Raw genomic sequence first — 21,025 nt, forward strand, 5'->3', positions numbered from 1 at the left:
CGGCCCGGCGACCCGTGCGTCATCCTGGGAGGGCTGTTCACCCACATGCTGGATTCGTTGTTTTCCCATCCGGACCTCTGGAAGTACATCAGTATGCCGTTCATCGCCGGCGCGGTGGGCTGGGCCACCAACTGGGCGGCGGTGCAGATGACTTTCTATCCGCTGGAGTTCATTGGCATCCGGCCGGTGTTCGGCTGGCAGGGCATTATTCCGTCCAAGGTAGAGAAGATGGCCGCCATCGTGGTGGACAAGACCCTGCAGAAGCTGGGCAGCCTGGATGAATTTTTCCGCGAGATGGAGCCGGAGAAGATCGCCGCCCACCTGACCAAGAGCGTGCAGGCCCGCATCGAGGAATACGTGGACGAGGTGATGACCGAGCGCAACGCGGTGCTCTGGGAGAACCTGCCCCTGGCGGTGCGCCGCCGGGTCTACGCCCGCGCCCGCCGCGCCATCCCTGCGGTGATGGACAATGTGGTCGACGACATCAGCCGCAACCTGGAAAACCTGGTGGACATGAAGCACATGATCGTCGAGCGCATGCGTTCCGATAAGGCGCTGATGGTGCAGATGTTCCAGGAGGTGGGCGAGCCCGAGTTCCGCTTCGTCACCAACTCCGGGTTCTATTTCGGCTTTCTGTTCGGCCTGATCCAGATACCGGTGTTTATCCTGGTGCCCGATAACTGGGTGCTGCCCATGTTCGGCTTTCTGGTCGGCATCGCCACCAACTGGCTGGCCCTGAACGTGATCTTCCGGCCCCTGAACCCGGTGCGGGTGGGCCCGTTCCGGGTGCAGGGGCTGTTTCTCAAGCGCCAGCGCGACGTGGCCGAGTCCTTCGCCCGGCTCACCACCGAGGAACTGGTGACGCTGCGCAATATCATGTACCAGGTGATCAATGGCCCCCGCGGTGACCGCACCAAGGCGCTGATCAAGCGTCACCTCAAGCCGCTGCTCAACGGCGGCTTCGTGCGCACCGCCGCCCAGCTCACCGTCGGCCCCGGCGGCTACGCCGATCTCAAGCGGGCGGTGGAAGACAAGGCGGTGGATCTGGCGGTGGAGCCGTTCGAGGACGACCACTTCAACCGCGAGCGCAGCGCCATCATCGAACGGCTGATGCGCGACCGTATGCAAGCGCTCAGCGCCGACGACTTCCAGGATCTGCTGCGCCCGGCGTTCCAGGAAGACGAATGGATTCTTATTCTGGTGGGCGGTTTCCTGGGGGCGCTGGCCGGGCTGGCGCAGTTGATCTTCTTGTTTGGTCTGGCCTGACGAAACGGGCAGGGAGAAGCCATGGACCCCATCACCCCCTCGGATCTGGCCTGGCTGCTGATCGGCTGCGCCCTGCTGTCGTCGCTGGTGACCCTGGTGGCGGTGGGCCTGGCGGTGAAGTTCTGGCTGGGACCGAAGCTGGAGCGGCACATCGACAGCCGCTTCGAGGCCGGCGCCGACCGCCTGACGGAGCGGTTCGTGGCGGTGCTCACTGGTAAATCCCGGGACCTGATCCGCGACCGGGCCCGGGATCTGGCGCGCCTGGTGGGCGGCCGCCGGGGCCGCGACGACGGCGACCCGCCAGCCCAGGAATAACCCCGGGCGGCACCGGGGAATTGTCCGACAGACGATTGGCAGGGCCTGTCATCTTTGGCCTATACTCGCCGCCTGCGTCAAGCGACGCCAGCGTTGAGCCAGGAGAACAGGACCATGTCCGATCGCGACGATCACGACGACGATCAAATCCCCCGGGACGAGCGCGGCCGTCCCCTGCGCGCCCTCAGTGGCGCCACCCGCGACCTGCGCAAATACACCCATCAGATTTGGCTGGCCGGTCTGGGCGCCTATGCCCGTGCCGAGGAAGAAGGCAGCGGCTTTTTCGATGCCCTGGTGGAAGCCGGCCGCGAGGTGGAGCGGCGCGCCAAGGAAAAGACCCCCAAGGTGGAAGATATCAAGGAGCGGGTGCGCCATCACACCGGAGAGACCATCGACCGCATGGAGAAGGCCTTCGACGACCGCCTGGGCAAGGCGCTGTCGCGGCTCGGCATTCCCAACAAGCGGGAAGTGGATTCCCTGCGCCAGCGGGTGCAGGATCTCACCAACGCCCTGGACCAGATGGACCGGGCCCGCGCCGACCACGACGTGGATCCGGACCTGGACCCGGACGACGACCTGCCGGGCAGCCGCTGAACCCGGCCGGCCCGGCTGCCCCGCAACGGGGCGGCGGGGCCGGTAAAACCCGGTTATCCGCCCTTTCCTGACACCCTATCCACAAAGTTATCCACATTTGACCGGAAAACCGGCGACCGCCGGTGCCCGACGCCGGGGCCGGACATGGCTGCGTGTTCCCGGTGGCGGCACCGCCGTGCCCTCTTTTCGGGAGTGGCCGTTGACGCCTTTTCACTATTGACAAGCGAACGGTGTCCTGAATTTGTGCACAGCATGTGTGGGGATGGGAAAGAAGGTAACAACGAACCGGGCGACGTCAATACCCGCCGATAAAATTTATTTAAGTTATTGTTTTAAAACGATTTTCTTATTTTGGTCAAAAAAACGTCAAACTGGGGCGGGGGCCTGAATGAGGCCCTTCGGCGCTGTTTTCCGCATTTTTCCCACAGGGTTATCCACAGTATTTGTGGAAAACCCCCGCGCAAGTTGGCGGGCGCTTTTCAGGGCGGAACAGGTAAAGAAAAAATGGGTTAAAAATACCGCAGACCGTGGCGCGGCTGATCAACGCCGCGCCCGGCGCGGTCTTCCAGGGGTTATCCACAGAGTTGCCCACGGCATCTGTGCATAACCCCGGGCGGCTCACAGAGCGTGGACCGCGTCCAGCACTTCCTCGGCGTGGCCCTTGACCTTCACCTTGCGCCATACGTCCCGTACCACCCCTTCCTGGTCGATCAGGAAGGTGCTGCGCTCGATGCCCTCGAACTCCTTGCCGTACATTTTCTTCAGCTTGATCACGTCGAACAGCTGGCAGACGGTTTCGTCCTCGTCGCTGATCAGCTCGAACGGGAACTCCTGCTTGGCCTTGAAGTTCTCGTGGCGGCGCAGGGAGTCCTTGGAGACACCGAATACCTCGCAGCCGGCTTCCTGGAAGTTGGGATAAAGGTCGCGGAAGTTCTGGCCTTCGGTGGTGCAGCCCGGGGTGCTGTCCTTGGGGTAGAAATAAAGCACCACCTTGCGGCCTTTCAGGGCCGACAGGGTAACGGTGGTGTCGCTGGTCGCCGGGGCGGTGAAATCCGGGGCCGGCTGGCCTTCTTTGATGCTCATGAACGATCCTTGGCTTGTCTCGTGAATGGGCGTTGCGAAAAACCGGGAGCTTACCGGTCCGACGGATGCACCGGTAGAGGTTCCCTTGCCCCCGGCGCCGGTTGTACCATATCGCCCTTTGCACGAAGAGAGATAACGGCATGATTCGCGGTAGCATCGTGGCCCTGGTCACCCCCATGCGCGAGGACGGTTCCGTCGATTGGGAACGTTTGCGCGCTCTGGTGAACTGGCATGTGGAACAAGGCACCCATGGAATCGTGGCGGTGGGCACCACCGGCGAATCCGCCACCCTGGGTTTCGAGGAGCACGACAGCGTCATTCGTGAAGTGGTGGCGGTGGCGGACAAGCGTATCCCGGTGATCGCCGGTACCGGCGCCAACAGCACCGAGGAAGCGATCCGACTGACCCGCGATGCCAAACGGGATGGCGCCGACGCCTGCCTGCTGGTCACGCCGTACTACAACAAGCCGCCCCAGGAAGGCCTCTATCAGCATTATCTGAAGGTGGCCCGGGCGGTGGATATTCCGCAGGTTCTCTATAACGTGCCCGGCCGCACCGCCTGCGACCTGCTGCCCGAGACCGTGGAGCGGCTGGCCAAGGTGCCGAACATCGTCGGCATCAAGGAAGCCACCGGCAACCTGGAACGGGCCCGGGAAATCCGCGAGCGCTGCGGCGACGACTTCCTGATCTATTCCGGCGACGACGCCACCGCCCTGGAACTGATGCTGGGCGGCGGCGATGGCGACATTTCGGTGACCGCCAACGTGGCCCCGGCGAAGATGGCGGCCATGTGCCAGGCCGCCCTGGACGGTGACACCGACCGCGCCCGCGAATTGAATGCGGAACTTGAGCCCCTGCATCGCGATCTGTTCATAGAACCCAGCCCCATACCGACCAAATGGGCGCTCTATGAAATGGGCCTTATCGACAATGGTATCCGGCTGCCGCTGGTGCCGCTGTCCAAGGCCGCCCAGCCGCGTCTGCGCGAGACGTTGCGCGGCTGCGGACTCCTGGAGGGATGATGCATCGCAGTATTGCAGTAACCGCCGTGGCACTGGCTCTGGCCGGCTGCGGCTTGCTTCCGGACAGTAGCCTTCACTATCGTGACGCCGAGGTCATCGAGCCGATGACGGTGCCCGATGGCATGGTGTTCATCGGCGAGGCGCCGCTCTACGCGGTGCCGCGAATTGACCAGCGCATCGTCGGCGTCCGTGAGGGCGAGGACGGCTTCAAGGCGCCGCGTCCGCCGCAACTGGTGGCCGTCGCCGGCGACGACCAGGATGACGACGCCGCGCCGACGCCGCCGCCGGGCCAGCAGGGTCAGGCGGTTCTCGGCAAGGATGGCAGCGGCTATCCGATCATCATGATGCCGACCAGCTTCGCCTGGGCCTGGGAGAAAGTGACCCAGGCGCTGACCCAGACCGATCTGCGCGTCACCGACCGCAACCGCGACCAGGGTGTGTTCTTTCTGACCACGCCGGAGCGCTATCAGCTGCAGCCGCCCCAGGCCCAACTCAAGCTGAGCCACACCACCAACGGTATTCAGGTGGCGGTGCTCAACGGCGAGGGCACGGCGCTGGCCGGCAAGGACTCCAGCCTGGCGATTCTGGAAAGCGTGCATCGCGAACTCTGAGTCCGGATTACCTGGAACGCAAAGGCGGGAGTAGGGTAGTTGCGACTGGCATCCCTGGGCAGTGGCAGTAAAGGCAATGGCACCCTGGTGCGCGCCGGCGACACCCTGGTGCTGGTGGACTGCGGTTTCACCCTGCGTGAGACGGTGCGCCGCCTGGCTCTGTTCGGGCTGGCCCCGGAGGACCTGGCGGCGGTGCTGATCACCCATGAACACGGGGACCATGTGCGCGGCGCCGGCGCCCTGGCGCGCAAACACGGCGTGCCGCTGTACAGCACCTTCGGCACCGCGCGGGCGGTGACCGGCAAGCCCGCCGGCTTTCAGAACACGCTGTGGCGGGAGGTGCGGCCGGGCCGGACCTTCCAGGTCCAGGGCCTGACGGTGACGCCGGTGACCGTGCCCCACGACGCCCGCGAACCCTGCCAGTACCGCTTCAGTTGGGGTGACCGGGAGCTGGGCGTGCTCACCGACCTGGGTTCGCTGACGCCCCATGTGGTGGAGTGCTACCGGGAGTGCGACGCCCTGGTGCTGGAGTGCAATCATGACCCGGAGCTGCTCGCCAACGGCCCCTATCCGGCCTCGCTGAAACGCCGGGTGGGTGGCAACTTCGGGCATCTCAGCAATGAGCAGGCGGCGACCCTGCTGGGCCACTGCAACGTGGACCGCCTGCAGCATCTCGTGCTTTCGCACCTGAGCGAGCAGAATAACACCCCCGAACACGCCCTGGCCCAGATCCACCGGGCGGTGGCCCGGGGCCAGGAACGAATCCGGGTGGCCGGCCAGAACCACGGGTTCGACTGGCTCGACATTCACTGAACCAAGACCCATCAACGCAGGTTATTTCATGGAAAAGCGCGACGAACTCTACGCCGGCAAGGCCAAGTCCGTATTCACCACCGACGATCCGGACAAGCTGGTGATCGTCTTCCGCGATGACACCTCCGCCTTCGACGGTAAGAAGAAGCAGGCGCTGGACCGCAAGGGCGCGGTCAACAACCAGTTCAACGCCGCCATCATGGAAAAGCTGCAAGCCGCCGGCGTGCCCACCCACTTCGAGAAGCTGCTCTCCAACAATGAGTGCCTGGTCAAACGCCTGGAGATGATTCCGGTGGAGTGCGTGGTGCGCAACGTGGCCGCCGGTTCCATCGTGCGCCGCCTGGGCGTGGAAGAGGGCAAGGAACTGAACCCGCCCACCTTCGAGATGTTCCTGAAGAGCGACGCGCTCGGCGACCCGATGATCAACGAATACCACGTGCGCAGCTTCGGCTGGGCCACCGACCAGCAGATCGAGACCATGAAGGCGCTGACCTTCAAGGTCAACGACGTGCTCAAGAAGCTGTTCCTGGACGGCAACATGCTGCTGGTGGACTACAAGCTGGAATTCGGCCTGTTCCACGGCGAGGTGGTGCTGGGCGACGAATTCTCCCCGGACGGCTGCCGCCTGTGGGACAAGGACACCCGCGAAAAAATGGACAAGGACCGCTTCCGCCAGGACCTGGGCAACGTTATCGAGGCCTACGAGGAAGTGGGCCACCGCCTGGGCATGACCTTCCAATACTGATCCGGGTCTGGTCACAACGGCGCTTTTCCGGGAGGCTTGGGGAAAACAACAACCCCGGCCACCCGGAGAGCCGCCATGTTCCGTATCCGCACCCATAACCAGATCGCCCTGCGCGGCCTGGAACGCTTCCCCCGCGACCGCTTCGAAATCGCCAGCGACCTGTCCGACCCGGACGCCATCCTGCTGCGCAGCCACCCCCTGGATGCCGACGCCCTGCCGGCCACGGTGCACGCGGTGGCCCGGGCCGGTGCCGGCGTCAACAACATCGACGTGGCCCATTGCAGCGAGCGCGGCATCCCCGTATTCAACACCCCCGGCGCCAACGCCAACGCGGTGAAGGAACTGGTGCTGGCGGGCATGCTGCTGTCCGCCCGCCACCTGCGCGCCGGCCTGGACTGGGTGCACGCCCTGGAAGCGGCGGACGAAGCGGATCTGCACCGCCAGGTGGAAGCCGGCAAGAAACAGTTTCTGGGCCGTGAACTGAGCGGACGCACCCTGGGCGTGGTGGGCCTGGGCGCGATCGGCTCGCGGGTGGCGCGCATCGCCCTGGACCTGGGCATGGCGGTGATCGGCTACGATCCGGCGCTGAGCGTGGACGCCGCCTGGCGGCTGCCCAGCCAGGTGACGCCCATGGCCAGTCTGGAAGCGCTGCTGGCGCGGGCGGACTTCGTCACCCTGCACCTGCCGCTGCTGGACGCCACCCGCGACCTGGTCGGCACCCAGCAACTGGCGGTAATGAAACCGGACGCGGTGCTGCTCAACTTCGCCCGCCAGGGCATCGTCGACGACGGCGCGGTGGCGGACGCCCTCAATAACGGGGCCCTGGGCGGCTTCGTCAGCGACTTTCCCAGCCTGGCCCTGGCCGGGGTGCCCGGGGTGCTGACCCTGCCGCACCTGGGCGCCAGCACCGACGAGTCCGAGCAGAACTGCGCGGTGATGGCGGCGGACGCCCTGGTGGATTTCCTGGAGAACGGCAATATCCGCCATTCGGTGAATTTTCCGGACCTGATCCTGGAGCCGGGCCCCGGTGCCCGGCTGGCGGTGACCAACCGCAACGTGCCGCGCATGCTCGGGTCGGTGCTCTCGGAGCTGGCGGACGCCAATATCAACGTGCTGGACATGCTCAATAAAAGCCGGGACCAGCTCGCCTACAACCTGCTGGACCTGGCGGAGGCGCCGTCCCCGGCAGTGCTGGCGCGCATCGGCCGCCTGGAAGGGGTGATCAACGTGCGCCTGGTGCACGGCGCCCGGGACCCGGCCTGACCCGCGGTGGCGGCCCCGGCGGCCCGCCGCCCCGGTCGGTAACCCGGGCTTTGTTATGAAAAAGCTTTCTCAAGGTGCGCGCCGCCACGGTGAGTCGGAGTTTTGCACAGCGAACGGGCATCGGTGAGCCCGTCATGAACAAGTGAGCGTAACCGCTTGATTTTGCCGGGAGATATTTATAACTCATTGATTTTGTTCGATTTTCATATAATGGATATTTTTTCGTCATTTTGGGGTCAGCGCCGCCGTAATGGGCCCCGGGCGGATTTCCTGACAGAAAGTTCACAGACTTATCCACAGATTCTGTGGGTAACTTCCCGGCCTCCGATCCGACGCCGCTCAGGCCTGAAGGCCCAGGGCGTTCATCAAGGCGCGCATCAGCGCGGCCACCCCGGCCAGTGTCGCCACGCTGGCGCCCCAAATCAGCACCAGCCATCCCAGCCGGCGAAGCCGGGAGGGGCGGGGCGCCGCCGGTTCCCGCCCGCTCATGAGTGATACCCGCTGTCGCCGGGGCGCACCTTGCCGCGAAACACATAGTAGGCGAAGGCGGTGTAGGCCAGGATGATGGGAATAATGAACAGCGCCCCCACCAGGGCGAAGCCCAGGCTCTGCGGCGGCGCGGCGGCCTGCCACAGGTCGATGTCCGGCGGCAGGATATGCGGCCAGCCACTGATGGCCAGGCCCGCATAGCCCAGCCCCATCAGAAACAGGGTGAGCACGAACGGCGCCACCTGCCGGCCCCGGCGCAGGGCGCGCAGCAGCGCCACCCAGCCGGCCGCCACCAGCAGCGGCACCGGCGAGAACCACAGCAGGTTGGGGAAGCTGAACCAGCGCGCGGCGATGGCCGGATCGCGCAGCGGCGTCCACAGGCTGACCACCATGATGGAGGCCAGCAGCGCCCAGGCCAGCGGCCGGGTCAGGGCGACCATGCGCGCCTGCAGGGCGCCCTCGGTTTTCATGATCAGCCAGGTGCTGCCCAGCAGCGCATAGGCGCACACCAGCGCCGCCCCGGTGAACAGCGGGAAGGGCGCCAACCAGTCCAGGGGAGCGCCGGTGTAGGCGCCGTCGCGCACCGGCAGGCCGCTCACGTAGGCGCCCAGCACCACGCCCTGGAAAAAGGTGGCGGTGAAGGAGCCGCCGATAAAGGCCTTGTCCCAGATGTGCCGCTCCCGCTCGCGGGCCTTGAAACGGAACTCGAAGGCGATGCCGCGAAAGATCAGCCCCAGCAGCATCAACATCAGCGGGATATACAGGGCGGTCAGCACCACCGAATAGACCAGCGGAAACGCCGCCAGCAGGCCGGCGCCGCCGAGCACCAGCCAGGTCTCGTTGCCGTCCCACACCGGCGCCACCGTGTTCATGGCCACGTCCCGATGGTGCTTGTCGGGTATGAAGGGGTAGAGGATGCCGATGCCCAGGTCGAAACCGTCCATCAGCACATACATCATCACGCCGAAGCCGATGATCAGTGCCCACAGCAGGGGTAGATCGATGCCCATGGTTCAGGCCCTCCCGTCGTCGTCGAAGGTCTCGCGCACCGCCGACAGCGGGCGCATGGCGTGGCGCTGGTGGCCCGGGCCGCCGTCGCCTTGCTCGCGGCCCTCGTCGGTGACCGGGCCCTTGCGCACCAGCCGCAGCATGTAGGCCACGCCGGCGCCGAACACGAACAGATAGACCACCACGAACAGCCCCAGGGACAGGGCCAGGGTGCCGCTGGCGTGGGGCGACACCGCCTCCGAGGTGCGCATCAGGCCGTACACCACCCAGGGCTGGCGGCCGATCTCGGTGGTGTACCAGCCGGCCAGGATCGCCACCAACCCGGCCGGCCCCATGACCAGGGCGAAGCGCAGCAACCCGGGCGAGTGGTACAGGCGACCGCGCCAGCGCTGCAGCACACTGAGCGCGCCGAGCAGTATCATCAGCAGGCCCAGGCCCACCATCACCCGGAATGACCAGAACACCACGGCGGCGTTGGGGCGATCCTCGGCGGGGAAATCCTTGAGGCCGGGAATGGTGCCGTCCCAGCTGTGGGTGACAATAAGGCTGCCCAGGCGTGGCACGCCCAGCGCCCAGTGGGTGGTTTCCGCCTCCATGTCCGGCCAGCCGAACAGCAGCAGCGGCAGCCCCTGGCCCCGGTCCGGCTCGCCGCCCCAGTGCCCCTCCATGGCCGCCAACTTGGCGGGCTGGTGCTGCAGGGTGTTGAGGCCGTGCAGGTCGCCGATCAGCGCCTGCAGCGGCGCCACCGCCACCATCATCCACATGGCCATGGAAAACATGGTGCGGATGGCCGGCTGGTCGCGGCCGCGCAGCAGGTGCCAGGCCGCCGAGGCGCCCACGAACAGGGCGGTGGCCAGGAAAGCCGCCACCGTCATGTGCGCCAATCGATAGGGGAAGGAAGGATTGAAGATCACCGCCAACCAGTCGGTGGGCACCACCCGGCCGTCGATAACCTGGAAGCCCTGGGGCGTTTGCATCCAGCTGTTGGAGGCCAGGATCCAGAACGCGGAGATCAGGGTGCCCACCGCCACCACCACGGTGGAGAAGAAATGCAGCCCCGGGCCCACCCGGTTCCAGCCGAACAGCATCACGCCGAGAAAGCCGGCCTCCAGAAAGAAGGCGGTAAGCACCTCATAGGCGAGCAGCGGCCCGGTGACACCGCCGGCGAATTCCGAGAAAAAGCTCCAGTTGGTGCCGAACTGGTAGGCCATCACCAGGCCGGACACCACGCCCATGCCGAAGTTGACCGCGAAGATCTTGGACCAGAAGTGGTAGAGGTCCCGGTAAAGAGTCCGGCGGGTATACAGCCACAGGCCCTCCAGCACCACCAGGTAGCTGGCCAGACCGATGGTGATGGCCGGGAAAATGATATGAAAGGAAATAGTGAACCCGAACTGGATACGGGCCAGGTCGAGCGCGAGCGACTCCGCCATCCGCTGTCTCCGTTGCGGGCCGGCCCCTTGCCGGCCGGCGATGCATGGATTCTAGGCGGAGTGGCGGTGGGGAGCGCCTGGACATGGTGTCCTTGGGCATTCTGTCCTTGGACGGATTGTCCAGGTGGTTATCTCCGTAGTTATCTACGCAGCTATCTACGTAGCATGGGCAACGGATTCCAGGGATGGGTGCACAGCCGGCGGGCGGCCATGCCCAGCAGCAGGCCGTGGAAGCCGGCGTTGGGGAAGCGCTCCTGGATCTCGCGGATGCGCCGGCGCGGCACGCCGAAGCGCACCAGCCCCAGGGACAGGTCGATCCAGTCCGCGCGCCGGAAGGCTTCCACCAGGTTGTCCGGCGATTCGCCGGTGCCGGTGAGCTTATGGTGCTGGACAACCATGGCGTGGATATCGTCGGCCCAGTGGGCCAGGTTCAGTTCATCCAGGTAATGGCAGGCCAGGCGGGCGGAGGGGCCCAGGTAATCGAAGGTGCCGGCCAGCCAGATGCCGGCGTCGTGGAAAAAACCGGCCAGTTCCACCTTGCGCAGGTCGTCACCGGTCAGCGGCCGTTGCGCCGCCACCAGGTTGATGACCCGGTACACATGGTTGCGATAGGGGGTCTGGTCCCTGCCGAAGCGTTCCGCGTAGTGATCGAACAGGGCGTCCAGCTCCGCCAGTTCGGTGATCAACGGTTTCATGACTGCCCCCGGCGGCCAGGCCGCCCGACTGCGTTCCTTGTCTCCGCAATTAACCATGCCGTGCCGCCCTTGTCATGACCGGGGGCGCAGTTTTGCCAATGCTTTTACAGGCTTGGTGACGCGGTACCCTTGTTTTATTGTCGGCGAATGGTTGTATAGTCGGACAATATCAGGGGATTGTTGGACAAACCATGACATTCAAAGCCCGGGAAAGCCTTTCCGAGCAGATTGCCGGTCATCTGGCCGGTCAGATCATCCGAGGTGAAATGCTGGCCGGCGACCGGATTCAGGAACTGCGCGTGGCCGGCGAGCTGGAAGTGAGCCGGGGTTCCGTGCGCGAGGCGCTGCTGATCCTGGAGCGCCGCCATCTGATCGACATCCTGCCGCGCCGGGGCGCGGTGGTCCGGGATCTCTCCGAATCCCAGGTGCGCGGCCTCTATGAGCTGGTCCAGGTGCTGCTCGGGTTGGTGATCCGCAAGGCCATCAAGAACGTGCGCGAGGAGGACCTGGACCCGATCATCGCGCTGATCCACGAATTGCAGCTGGCGGTCTCGGACCGGGATCTGGACCGCTTTTTCGACCTCAGCTTCCGCTTCCTGGAGCACGCCTATCCGTTCGCCCGCAACAGCTTCGTGGAGGACGTACTCACCGATTTGCACCCGGCGCTGCAGCGCACCTATTTCATGGCCCTGCACCTGGACGGCGATGAGATCAAGGAATGCCTGTCGTTCTTCAAGGCCCTGGTGGAGACCATCTTCCAGCGTGACGTGCGCTCCGCCCTGGAGATCATCCGCGAGTTCGCCGAACGCCAATCGGCGCTGGTGGAGGAATCCATCACCCGCGCCCGCCAGATCGAAGCCGCCTGGCGCGGACGACGCAACAAGAAGTAGCTACAAGCTACAAGCTGCAAGCTGGCTCCGGGGTTGCCTGTAGCTTGCAGCTTGCAGCTTGCAGCTTGTAGCTTGCAGCTTGCAGCTAACGTTCCGCCCGCCGAACGGCGGGCGGAACAAAGGGGCTTGCCAGCGGCGTCCTGTCTGCCTAGAATTGCGCCCCTCTGCAGAACCGTAGCTCAGTTGGTTAGAGCGCTGCCTTGACATGGCAGAGGTCGGCGGTTCGAATCCGCCCGGTTCTACCAGTTTTCGCGCCACCCTCTTTTACCGCTTCCGTGACCCCCGGGTTTACGGGTGCGGTGCCGTGACTTAGAATGGACGGCTATTCTTGAGGATGACGTATGCCTTGAACGGCGCCCCGATGGTGTCCGTCCGGCATAGTTCGAATAACCAACCGGAGGTTCACGACATTAAGCGTGGAGGCAAAGGCCGCGAGCAGCGCGCCAGAATCAATCAGCAAATCCAGGCGAACGAGGTTCGGCTGATCGACGTCGAGGGTGAGCAAATCGGCATCGTCACCGTCGAGGAAGCCCTCGAGAAAGCCAGTGGCAAGCAGTTGGATCTGGTGGAAATCTCGCCCGACGCGGAACCACCGGTGTGCCGGATCATGGATTACGGCAAGCACCTGTTCGAGCAGAAGCAGAAGGCCAAGGAGTCCCGCAAGAAGACGCGGCAGACCCAGCTGAAAGAGATTAAATTCCGTCCCGGCACCGACTCCGGCGACTATGAGGTGAAACTGCGTAACCTCAAGCGCTTCCTGGAGGCCGGCGACAAGACCAAGGTAACCGTGCGGTTCCGTGGTCGCGAAATGGCTCACCAGGAGCTGGGTCGCGAACTGTTGGAGCGCGTGGAAGCGGATTTGGCGGACCACGGGTCCGTCGAACAACGCCCGAACATGGAAGGGCGCCAGATGATCATGGTGCTCAGCCCGGGCAGCAAGAAGAAGAAATAACCGGTCCGCCGGTTGTTTGTTCTTATCAACGAACCGAAACACACGAACTTGAGATAGGTACCATGCCAAAGATCAAGACAAACCGCGGGGCCGCAAAGCGTTTCAAGAAAACCGCCTCCGGTTTCAAGCGTAAGCAGGCATTCAAAAACCACATCCTGACGAAGAAATCGTCCAAGACGATTCGCCATCTGCGTCCCAAGACCCAGGTCCACGAAAGTGACGTGGCTCTGGTCAAACGCATGATGCCCTACGTCTAAACACCGGTTTTTGGAGGTCTGAACAATGGCTCGAGTCAAGCGTGGTGTGCAGGCGCGTCGCCGGCACAAGAAAATTCTCAAGCAAGCAAAAGGTTACTACGGTGCCCGAAGCCGCGTGTTCCGCGTAGCGGTGCAAGCGGTTATCAAGGCCGGTCAGTACGCCTACCGTGACCGTAAGGTACGCAAGCGTCAGTTCCGTCGTCTGTGGATCGTGCGCATCAACGCCGCGGCCCGCATCAACGGCCTGTCCTACAGCCGTATGATCGACGGCCTGAAAAAGGCGTCCATCGAGATCGACCGTAAAGTACTGGCGGACCTGGCGGTCCGTGATCAGGTGGCTTTTGGCGCTTTGGCGGAAAAAGCCAAAGCGAGTCTCGCCGCCTGAGCACACTGTCGATCCGTCCGTAACAAGACGACAGTTCTCTGAAACGGGGGAAGAGCTCGCGCTCTTCCCCCGTTTTCGTTGTGATGGCGGGGTCGTGCCGAGGCTGAAGCCGCTCCTACGCTGCATGGGGTCGTAGGAGCGGCTTCAGCCGCGAAAACGCCCCAGCAATAAGTCCGTCGATCAGGCGGCCAAGAAACGAATCGGGTGGTTTATGATCGAAAACCTGGATAGCTTGGTGGACGCGGCGCTGGCCGAGGTGGCCGGCGCCGCGGACGCCCGCGCCCTGGACGAGGTGCGGGTCCGTTACCTGGGCAAGAAAGGCGACCTCAGCGCACTGCTCAAAAGCCTGGGCGGGCTGAGTGCCGAGGAACGGCCCAAGGCCGGCGCGCTGATCAACGAAGGCAAACAGCGCGTGCAGGCGGCCCTGGACGAGCGCCGCCAAGCGCTGGAACAGGCCGCGCTGGACCAGCAACTGAGCGCCGAGTCCCTGGACGTGACCCTGCCCGGCCGGGGCGAGCTGCCCGGCGCCCTGCACCCGGTGACGCGCATGCGCCGCCGCATGGAGGATTTCTTCCTGCGTCTGGGGTTCGACATTTCCGAGGGCCCGGAGGTGGAGGATGACTTCCACAATTTCGAGGCGCTCAATATTCCCGCCCACCACCCGGCGCGGGCCATGCACGACACCTTCTACTTCGGCGACGGGCGGCTGCTGCGCACCCACACCTCGCCGGTGCAGGTGCGGGTGATGCAAAAAGGCCAGCCGCCGTTCCGGATCATCGCCCCCGGGCGGGTGTACCGCTGCGACTCGGACCTGACCCACACCCCCATGTTCCACCAGGTGGAAGGGCTGCTGGTGGACGAGAACATCAGCTTCGCCGACCTGAAGGGCACCGTGGCCGCCTTCCTGCAGTACATCTTCGAGGTGGACGACCTGCCGGTGCGGTTCCGGCCCAGCTACTTCCCGTTCACCGAACCCAGCGCCGAAGTGGACGTGGGCTGCGTGCACTGCGGCGGCGAAGGCTGCCGGGTGTGCTCGCACAGCGGCTGGATCGAGATCATGGGCTGCGGCATGGTGCACCCCAAGGTGCTGGAGCACGGTGGCGTGGACCCGTCCCGCTACAGCGGTTTCGCCTTCGGCATGGGCATCGAACGACTCACCATGCTGCGCTACGGCGTCAACGATCTGCGCCTGTTCTTCGAGAACGACGCCCGTTTCCTGTCGCAATTCGCCTGAAATAGGGATCACCGAGAATGCGTTTCAACGAAGCCTGGTTGCGGGAATGGGTCAACCCCGCCATCGACACCGACACCCTGGTTCACCAACTGACCATGGCCGGCCTGGAAGTGGACGCCGTGGAACCGGCGGCGCCGCCCTTTACCGGCGTGGTGGTCGGCGAGATCAAAAGCTGCCGGCCGCACCCGGACGCGGACAAACTGCGCCTGTGCGAAGTCAGCGACGGTGAATCCCTGTTTCCGGTGGTGTGCGGCGCCCCCAATGCCCGCGAGGGCCTGAAGGTACCGTTCGCCAAGGTCGGCGCCCACTTGCCCGGCGATCTCAAGATCAAGAAGGCCAAGCTGCGCGGTGAACCCTCCGAGGGCATGCTCTGCGGCGGCTCCGAACTGGGCCTGGACGACCTGATCGACGGTCTGCTGGAACTGCCCGAGGACGCGCCGGTGGGCACCGATATCCGCGACTACCTGAGCCTGGACGACACCGTCATCGAGGTGGACCTGACCCCGAACCGGGCGGACTGCCTGAGCCTGCGCGGCATCGCCCGGGAAGTGGGCGTGCTCAACCGGGCGCCGCTCACCGAGCCCGCCTTGGAACCGGTGGCCGCCGCCGACGACAGCACCTTCCCGGTCACCGTGGAAGACGCCGACGGCTGCCCGCGCTATCTGGGCCGGGTGATTCGTGGCATCGACCCGGCCGCCACCACGCCGCTGTGGATGGTGGAGCGCCTGCGCCGGGCCGGCCTGCACGCCATCGACCCGATCGTCGATGTGACCAACTACGTGCTGCTGGAGCTGGGCCAGCCCCTGCATGCCTTCGACCTGAACAAGCTCAGCGGCGGCATCGTTGTGCGCAAGGCCCGCGCCGGCGAGTCACTGCTGACCCTGGATGACCAGACCCAGGAACTGCGCGACGACACCCTGGTGATCGCCGACCACAACGGCCCGGTGGCCATGGCCGGCATCATGGGCGGCCGGCCCACCGCCGTGTCCGACGACACCGTGGACCTGTTCCTGGAATGCGCTTTCTTCAACCCGCTGGCCATCGCCGGCCGCGCCCGGGGCTATGGTCTGCACACCGACTCCTCCCACCGCTATGAGCGTGGCGTGGACCCGGCCCTGCAAAGCCGGGCCATGGAGCGCGCCACCGCCCTGATCCTGGCGATCGCCGGCGGCCAGGCGGGCCCGGTCACCGAAGCCGGTGACGCCACCCGCGCCCCGCAGCCGGCGGAAATCACCCTGCGCGCGGAGCGCGCCACCGCGCTGCTGGGCGCCGCCCTGGAGCACGACGACATCGTCGATATCCTGGAGCGCCTGGGCATGACCGTGCGCCGCACCGGCGACGGGGAATGGGCGGTACTGGCACCCAGCTGGCGCTTCGATATGGCCATCGAAGAGGACCTGATCGAGGAACTGGCGCGGGTACGCGGCTACGAGCACTGGCCCAGCCGGGTGCCCTCCGGCACCCCGGCCGGTGAACCGGACGGCGAGCGCCAGCTGCCCCTGCGCCAGCTGTCCGACACCCTGCGCGACCGGGGGTACCTGGAAGCCATCACCTACAGCTTCGTGGCCCCGGACCTGCTCGCCAAGGTGGACCCGGACCACCCGCCGCTGGCGCTGGTGAACCCGATTTCCGCCGACCTGGGCGTGATGCGCACCAACCTGTTCGCCGGCCTGCTGAACGCCGCCGCCCGCAACCTGAACCGGCAGATCGACCGCCTGCGCCTGTTCGAAACCGGCCTGCGCTTCGTACCCGGCGCCGACGGCCTGGCCCAGGAGCCGCGGGTGGCCGGTCTGCTGTACGGCAGCGCCCGCCCGGCCCACTGGGAAGGCAAGCCTCGGCGGGTGGACTTCTACGACCTGAAAGGGGACGTGGAAGCCCTCACCGCGCTGTCCGACCCGGCGGCGTTCAGCTTCCGGCCCGGCCAGCACCCGGCCCTGCACCCCGGCCAATGCGCGGAACTGGTCCGCGACGGCCAGGTGGTGGGCCACTTGGGCAAGCTGCACCCGCGCCTGGCCCGGGACCTGGACCTGCCCGCCGATCTGTACCTGTTCGAGCTGGCCCTGGAACCGCTGCGCCAGGGTCTGCTGCCGCACTTCGAGCCGGTCTCCGACCAGCCCCGGGTACAGCGCGACCTGGCCTTTGTGATCGATGCCGAAGTGCCCGCCGGCGAGTTGCTGGCGGTGGTGCGGGCGGCCTGTGATGAGCGCCTGCGCACGGTACACATTTTCGACGTGTACCAGGGCGAGCACATCCAGGCCGGCCGCAAAAGCCTGGCCTTGACCTTGACCTTCCAGGATGCTTCGAGCACTCTTAGGGACGCCCAGGTCAACGACCTGGTCGAGCAGGTGGTATCCCAGGTAAAACAACAGCTTAACGCGACCCTCAGGGATTGATCGCAGGGGCTTGATCGAGGCATTTCCGATGGCGCTGACCAAGGCAGACATGGCCGACCGGCTGCATGAAGAGCTCGGTCTTAACAAGCGTGAAGCCAAGGAACTGGTGGAAACCTTCTTCGAGGAAATCCGGGACTCACTGGCCGACAACCGGCCGGTGAAGCTCTCCGGGTTCGGCAACTTCGACCTCCGGGACAAAAGCGAGCGTCCCGGTCGTAACCCGAAAACCGGCGAGGAAATCCCCATCTCCGCGCGTCGCGTGGTGACCTTCCGGCCCGGTCAGAAATTAAAACAGCGGGTTGAAGACTATGCTCGAACCCAGTCATAACGACGAACTGCCGGCGATTCCGGGCAAGCGTTATTTCACCATCGGCGAAGTCAGCGAACTGTGCGACGTGAAGCCCCATGTGCTGCGTTATTGGGAACAGGAATTCCCGCAGCTCAAGCCGGTCAAACGCCGTGGCAACCGTCGCTACTACCAGCGCCAGGACGTGCTCACCATCCGCCAGATCCGCAGCCTGCTCTACGAGCAGGGCTTCACCATTGGCGGTGCCCGGCAGCAACTGTCCGGCGACGCCAACGCCGAGCACGCCACCCGCTACCACCAGATGATCCGCCAGATGATCGTTGAGCTGGAAGACGTGCTGGACGTGCTTAACACCTGATCAAACAGGCTAAATCCGGGTTCCATCCCCCGCGCTGATCCGTTATGATGCTCGCCGCTTCGACAGGGCAACCGCCCGCCGAGGCAACGATTCGGGGCGTAGCGCAGCCTGGTAGCGCACTTGCATGGGGTGCAAGGGGTCGAAGGTTCGAATCCTTCCGTCCCGACCAAATAAAACAAGGGGTTAGGCGATTCACAGCCTAGCCCCTTTTTTGTTGTCTGCATTTTTGCCCCACTTTTTGCCCCACCGAATAATTGCTCGGCCTCGGAGTGGCACCCCGGTCGCGTAGAAGGCCCTTTTCCAAAGCGGGGCGCACCCGTGGAGCTCTATCTGTCCGAGGTGATTAAGGGCAGGGTGGTTTGTCGATTCCTGCAGCGGCGTGCTGAAGAGCATCCCTGGCCTGCGCGAGCCTAACGCCAGGCTCCTCCGCCGTACCCTCTACAACAACCCTGTGCGCGTCCTGGTGCATTCCCAGAGGGCGTCAAGGTGCACGGCTATGAGGAAGGGGGCCGGGAGTGGCTACAGCGGTGGGCGGATCACCTGGAAACGCTTCGGTAGATACTGGCTTTCAGTCTGTACTGTTGTCCGGGGGTGGAGGAGGGGTGCGTGGTAGGGAGGCCGAGGAGCGTCTACGCGCCTTTGGAATCCGGGATAGCTCGTCCTGGTACTCATCGCGTATCACGCTTGCTCTTTCCTCGACCAAACCTTCGAATGCTTCGCGCTCTTCTTGGGCCGCCTGGTCCGTTATTGTGAGGCCTTCTAGCTGAACCTCCACGTTTGCGGCCCGGTTGGTGAGCTGCGTGATAACACGCTGGTGTTGCTCAAGGCGCTGCTTCTGCAGCTCTTCTTTGTGTTCCGCTTCTTGACTCGCTTTCTGGCTCGCTTCTGCAAGGCGCCGGTCCATTTCGGCCCGGAAATCCCGGCTCATGCTGTTCTCTCGGCGCACGAGATCCTCAAGAGCTTCGCTGATGGTCATATTCTGATTTTTGGCAAGATGGCGCAGCAAAGGCCGTAGATCTTTTCTCATTCTTAAGTTGTAGGTGCTGAACTGCTTATCGTCCCGCCTTTTTTTCCACTGGTAGTACGCGGAGCGCATCCTCAGCTCCAGCATGAGGTATGGAGCGTGCGCAGGATCTTGTGGCATTTGGGTGGCCTGATCGCGCGCCGGCCACTCCGCTACCAGCCCGCTCAGACGCGATTGAAGTGACCGCCAGCCATTCGCTGGACCGACTATGTGGCCTCGCTGACCGAGATACTTGGTAGCCCATTCACAGTGCTCTTGGTCTTCGAACTTAAACCAGTCGAGCCACTCCCTCCCCATTGGATTTCCCCCACGTCTGTCTTAGATCTGAGATGTCCGAAATTATATTCTTGATTGTATTATTACACATCAACGATTAGAGTTGTGACGTGTTTTAATTCTATTTTTAATAGGTGTTAATTTTGGATGAAAGCGCGCTTGACGGCAAGCTGGGTGGCATGGCGTGGCTATTAACCACGGAAGATCCAGCGCTTTCACCAGAGGCTAGGTACTTACTGGTGCGAGTGTGGCTCATGTTCGGAACCTCTCCGGTGAGACTGAAAATTAAGCAGTTACAGGAGTTGTTCGGGATCAGCCGAAAGACATTTCTCGACGCCAGAGGCGAGCTGCTCGCGGATCCCAGGTCAGAGGAGCGAAGGCCGTGTTTGGTGACGCGCTATCAGGATGATTGGCCCGACTGGGGACCTGGTAAATTTACTCGGGGGCGTCCTGTGCGGGAGTTCCGTGTGGAGAGAGCGTTGGGGCAAAAGTTGGCGAGCATGCCGATTGATCGGGGCGCCGTTAGTCAGGCGAATAAAGTAGCTGCAGCTCTTCACTGCCGCGCGGTGCAGTTAGGTCAAAATACTGATTCGTTCGATGGGCGGGTGCAGGTTAAGGCTGAGGATCAGCTTCCTTCTCGCCTGGCCATTCCGGGCAAGCTTTTGTTAGCGATTCTGTGGAATTTGGCGGATAGACGAGGGGTGGTGATCGACGCTGGGCTTCGTCGGCTATCTCGGCTGGTGGGGATGTCTCCTTCCCGAGTCCGTAATCATCTTCACCGCCTGGAGCAGTTGGGGTTCTTCACGTTAAGGGTCCCTGGCCTGACCGGGCGCTTCGTCCCAGGAAAGGTGCCGAGTGCCCTGGTATTGAACAGCGCCGCCATCGGTTATCCAAAGTTAGCGACAGATACTCCCTCGACTGGCATCTTTCTGAACCTAGGCGAACTCAGTCCTGTGGCGTCCGTGCACCGGAAGTGCGATCGGATTTCGAACAAAAGGAGCGCCGCTGCTGTGAGCGGTAAGGTGAATGACGGTGACTCGGATCGATGGATCGAGGCGGAGGCTTCCGCTTATCCCGGTCTGGTACCACCGCATCAGGAGGAGGAAGAAGGCGAGGAGAAGCCTCCGCCCTTATATTCGGCATTCGCCGGCGAACCACGTCGTGCAGAGGTTCGAGAATATCTTCTATTCAAAGCTTGTGACTATGTGACGTGGCTGGTTAACGAGTATCCAACGGAGCTGCACGACGGGGAGAGAGGCGAGCGGAGTGAACCGGATGCGGCCGGGGCCCTCCTTGAAAGGGTAGAGCGCGAATTGTTGTCCAATGGTCAGTTACGAGAGAGGTATAAGGGAGCCAGGGTCTTATTGGCTCGCTGGTTCTGCATTCACGTCTGGCGGAGGGCCCGGGAGGTTATAGCGGTCATGGCTAAGAATGAGGAAGCGAGCCCGGAATTGGTGACCGAAAACATCGGTTCGCGTTATTCAGATATCCTCTTGATGCCGGTTAGGGGGAAGACCGTCCATTTTTTGACCTACGACTGCAGGGAGCAGACTGACCAGGCGGATGCGAAGAACCCAGCGTAAAGATTATGGGTAAGCGGATTAAATGGTTG

At 63.9% G+C, this 21,025-nt stretch carries 23 protein-coding genes and 2 tRNA genes; 19 read left to right on the forward strand and 6 right to left on the reverse strand.

Annotated elements, in window-relative coordinates:
- Positions 1–45 precede the first annotated feature (45 nt).
- From FGS76_RS03010 to FGS76_RS03020, 3 genes are all read left to right on the forward strand, one after another.
- Complete coding sequence (locus tag FGS76_RS03010; protein WP_138771152.1) at positions 46–1,266, forward strand: DUF445 domain-containing protein; 1,221 nt, start codon at positions 46–48, stop codon at positions 1,264–1,266.
- Positions 1,267–1,287: 21 nt separating this feature from the next.
- The gene (locus FGS76_RS03015; protein WP_138771153.1) at positions 1,288–1,581 is read left to right on the forward strand and encodes a hypothetical protein; all 294 of its coding nucleotides are present in this window, start codon (positions 1,288–1,290) and stop codon (positions 1,579–1,581) included.
- A gap of 114 nt (positions 1,582–1,695) precedes the next feature.
- Positions 1,696–2,175, forward strand: a complete 480-nt coding sequence (locus tag FGS76_RS03020; RefSeq protein ID WP_138771154.1) for a phasin family protein — start codon at positions 1,696–1,698, stop codon at positions 2,173–2,175.
- A gap of 618 nt (positions 2,176–2,793) precedes the next feature.
- Here FGS76_RS03020 and bcp read toward each other — a convergent pair.
- Positions 2,794–3,258, reverse strand: a complete 465-nt coding sequence (gene bcp, locus FGS76_RS03030; RefSeq protein WP_138771156.1) for a thioredoxin-dependent thiol peroxidase — start codon at positions 3,256–3,258, stop codon at positions 2,794–2,796.
- Between the two features lie 140 nt (positions 3,259–3,398).
- On the opposite strand from bcp, the gene dapA reads away from it, so the two are divergent.
- From dapA to FGS76_RS03055, 5 genes are all read left to right on the forward strand, one after another.
- Complete coding sequence (gene dapA / locus FGS76_RS03035) at positions 3,399–4,280, forward strand: 4-hydroxy-tetrahydrodipicolinate synthase (RefSeq protein WP_138771157.1); 882 nt, start codon at positions 3,399–3,401, stop codon at positions 4,278–4,280.
- Positions 4,280–4,891: an outer membrane protein assembly factor BamC gene (gene bamC / locus FGS76_RS03040; RefSeq protein WP_138771158.1), complete on the forward strand. Its 612-nt coding sequence runs from the start codon at positions 4,280–4,282 to the stop codon at positions 4,889–4,891. The genes dapA and bamC overlap by 1 nt, the downstream gene beginning before the upstream one ends.
- A gap of 39 nt (positions 4,892–4,930) precedes the next feature.
- On the forward strand, positions 4,931–5,704 hold the full coding sequence (locus FGS76_RS03045) for an MBL fold metallo-hydrolase (RefSeq protein ID WP_138771159.1): 774 nt from the start codon (positions 4,931–4,933) through the stop codon (positions 5,702–5,704).
- Between the two features lie 28 nt (positions 5,705–5,732).
- Complete coding sequence (purC, locus tag FGS76_RS03050) at positions 5,733–6,449, forward strand: phosphoribosylaminoimidazolesuccinocarboxamide synthase (RefSeq protein ID WP_138771160.1); 717 nt, start codon at positions 5,733–5,735, stop codon at positions 6,447–6,449.
- Positions 6,450–6,524: 75 nt separating this feature from the next.
- A complete protein-coding gene (locus FGS76_RS03055) occupies positions 6,525–7,712 on the forward strand; it encodes a phosphoglycerate dehydrogenase (RefSeq protein ID WP_138771161.1) in 1,188 nt (395 codons plus the stop codon).
- Positions 7,713–8,051: 339 nt separating this feature from the next.
- Here the strand turns inward: FGS76_RS03055 and FGS76_RS03060 are convergent, their stop codons facing one another.
- The 4 genes from FGS76_RS03060 to FGS76_RS03075 form a co-directional block, all read right to left on the reverse strand.
- Positions 8,052–8,201, reverse strand: coding sequence for a DUF2474 domain-containing protein (locus tag FGS76_RS03060; protein ID WP_138771162.1), 150 nt, complete (start codon positions 8,199–8,201; stop codon positions 8,052–8,054).
- Positions 8,198–9,211, reverse strand: a complete 1,014-nt coding sequence (gene cydB / locus FGS76_RS03065; RefSeq protein ID WP_138771163.1) for a cytochrome d ubiquinol oxidase subunit II — start codon at positions 9,209–9,211, stop codon at positions 8,198–8,200. The genes FGS76_RS03060 and cydB overlap by 4 nt, the downstream gene beginning before the upstream one ends.
- Before the next feature lie 3 nt (positions 9,212–9,214).
- Complete coding sequence (locus tag FGS76_RS03070) at positions 9,215–10,642, reverse strand: cytochrome ubiquinol oxidase subunit I (protein ID WP_138771164.1); 1,428 nt, start codon at positions 10,640–10,642, stop codon at positions 9,215–9,217.
- A 152-nt stretch (positions 10,643–10,794) separates the two neighbouring features.
- Positions 10,795–11,337, reverse strand: coding sequence for a hypothetical protein (locus FGS76_RS03075; RefSeq protein ID WP_205717162.1), 543 nt, complete (start codon positions 11,335–11,337; stop codon positions 10,795–10,797).
- A gap of 191 nt (positions 11,338–11,528) precedes the next feature.
- Here FGS76_RS03075 and FGS76_RS03080 point away from each other — a divergent pair, with 191 nt between their 5' ends.
- The 10 genes from FGS76_RS03080 (at position 11,529) to FGS76_RS03125 (ending at position 18,282) form a co-directional block, all read left to right on the forward strand.
- The gene (locus FGS76_RS03080) at positions 11,529–12,227 is read left to right on the forward strand and encodes a GntR family transcriptional regulator (protein ID WP_138771165.1); all 699 of its coding nucleotides are present in this window, start codon (positions 11,529–11,531) and stop codon (positions 12,225–12,227) included.
- 168 nt (positions 12,228–12,395) lie between these two features.
- A tRNA-Val gene (locus tag FGS76_RS03085) sits at positions 12,396–12,472 on the forward strand.
- Positions 12,473–12,573: 101 nt separating this feature from the next.
- Positions 12,574–13,179 carry a translation initiation factor IF-3 gene (gene infC / locus FGS76_RS03090; RefSeq protein WP_452039034.1) on the forward strand — a complete coding sequence of 202 codons (606 nt, stop codon included), beginning with the start codon at positions 12,574–12,576 and terminating at the stop codon, positions 13,177–13,179.
- Positions 13,180–13,241: 62 nt separating this feature from the next.
- Positions 13,242–13,436 carry a 50S ribosomal protein L35 gene (rpmI, locus tag FGS76_RS03095; protein WP_138771166.1) on the forward strand — a complete coding sequence of 65 codons (195 nt, stop codon included), beginning with the start codon at positions 13,242–13,244 and terminating at the stop codon, positions 13,434–13,436.
- Positions 13,437–13,461: 25 nt separating this feature from the next.
- Positions 13,462–13,821, forward strand: coding sequence for a 50S ribosomal protein L20 (rplT, locus tag FGS76_RS03100; protein ID WP_138771167.1), 360 nt, complete (start codon positions 13,462–13,464; stop codon positions 13,819–13,821).
- A gap of 214 nt (positions 13,822–14,035) precedes the next feature.
- Positions 14,036–15,055: a phenylalanine--tRNA ligase subunit alpha gene (gene pheS / locus FGS76_RS03105; RefSeq protein WP_138771175.1), complete on the forward strand. Its 1,020-nt coding sequence runs from the start codon at positions 14,036–14,038 to the stop codon at positions 15,053–15,055.
- A gap of 17 nt (positions 15,056–15,072) precedes the next feature.
- Positions 15,073–17,448 (forward strand): phenylalanine--tRNA ligase subunit beta, encoded by a 2,376-nt coding sequence (pheT, locus tag FGS76_RS03110; protein ID WP_138771168.1) that lies wholly within the window; start codon positions 15,073–15,075, stop codon positions 17,446–17,448.
- 28 nt (positions 17,449–17,476) lie between these two features.
- Positions 17,477–17,776 carry an integration host factor subunit alpha gene (ihfA, locus tag FGS76_RS03115; protein WP_138771169.1) on the forward strand — a complete coding sequence of 100 codons (300 nt, stop codon included), beginning with the start codon at positions 17,477–17,479 and terminating at the stop codon, positions 17,774–17,776.
- Entirely contained in the window at positions 17,757–18,113 is a 357-nt protein-coding gene (locus FGS76_RS03120) for a MerR family transcriptional regulator (RefSeq protein WP_138771170.1), read from the forward strand. The genes ihfA and FGS76_RS03120 overlap by 20 nt, the downstream gene beginning before the upstream one ends.
- 92 nt (positions 18,114–18,205) lie before the next feature.
- Positions 18,206–18,282: transfer RNA gene (locus tag FGS76_RS03125), tRNA-Pro, on the forward strand.
- Positions 18,283–18,681: 399 nt separating this feature from the next.
- Here FGS76_RS03125 and FGS76_RS03130 read toward each other — a convergent pair.
- Positions 18,682–19,209, reverse strand: a complete 528-nt coding sequence (locus FGS76_RS03130) for a hypothetical protein (RefSeq protein WP_138771171.1) — start codon at positions 19,207–19,209, stop codon at positions 18,682–18,684.
- A gap of 347 nt (positions 19,210–19,556) precedes the next feature.
- Here FGS76_RS03130 and FGS76_RS03135 point away from each other — a divergent pair, with 347 nt between their 5' ends.
- Entirely contained in the window at positions 19,557–20,996 is a 1,440-nt protein-coding gene (locus tag FGS76_RS03135; protein ID WP_138771172.1) for a helix-turn-helix domain-containing protein, read from the forward strand.
- The last annotated feature ends 29 nt before the right edge of the window (positions 20,997–21,025 follow it).

This window comes from Alloalcanivorax gelatiniphagus (assembly GCF_005938655.1).
GTDB classification, from domain to species: domain Bacteria; phylum Pseudomonadota; class Gammaproteobacteria; order Pseudomonadales; family Alcanivoracaceae; genus Alloalcanivorax; species Alloalcanivorax gelatiniphagus.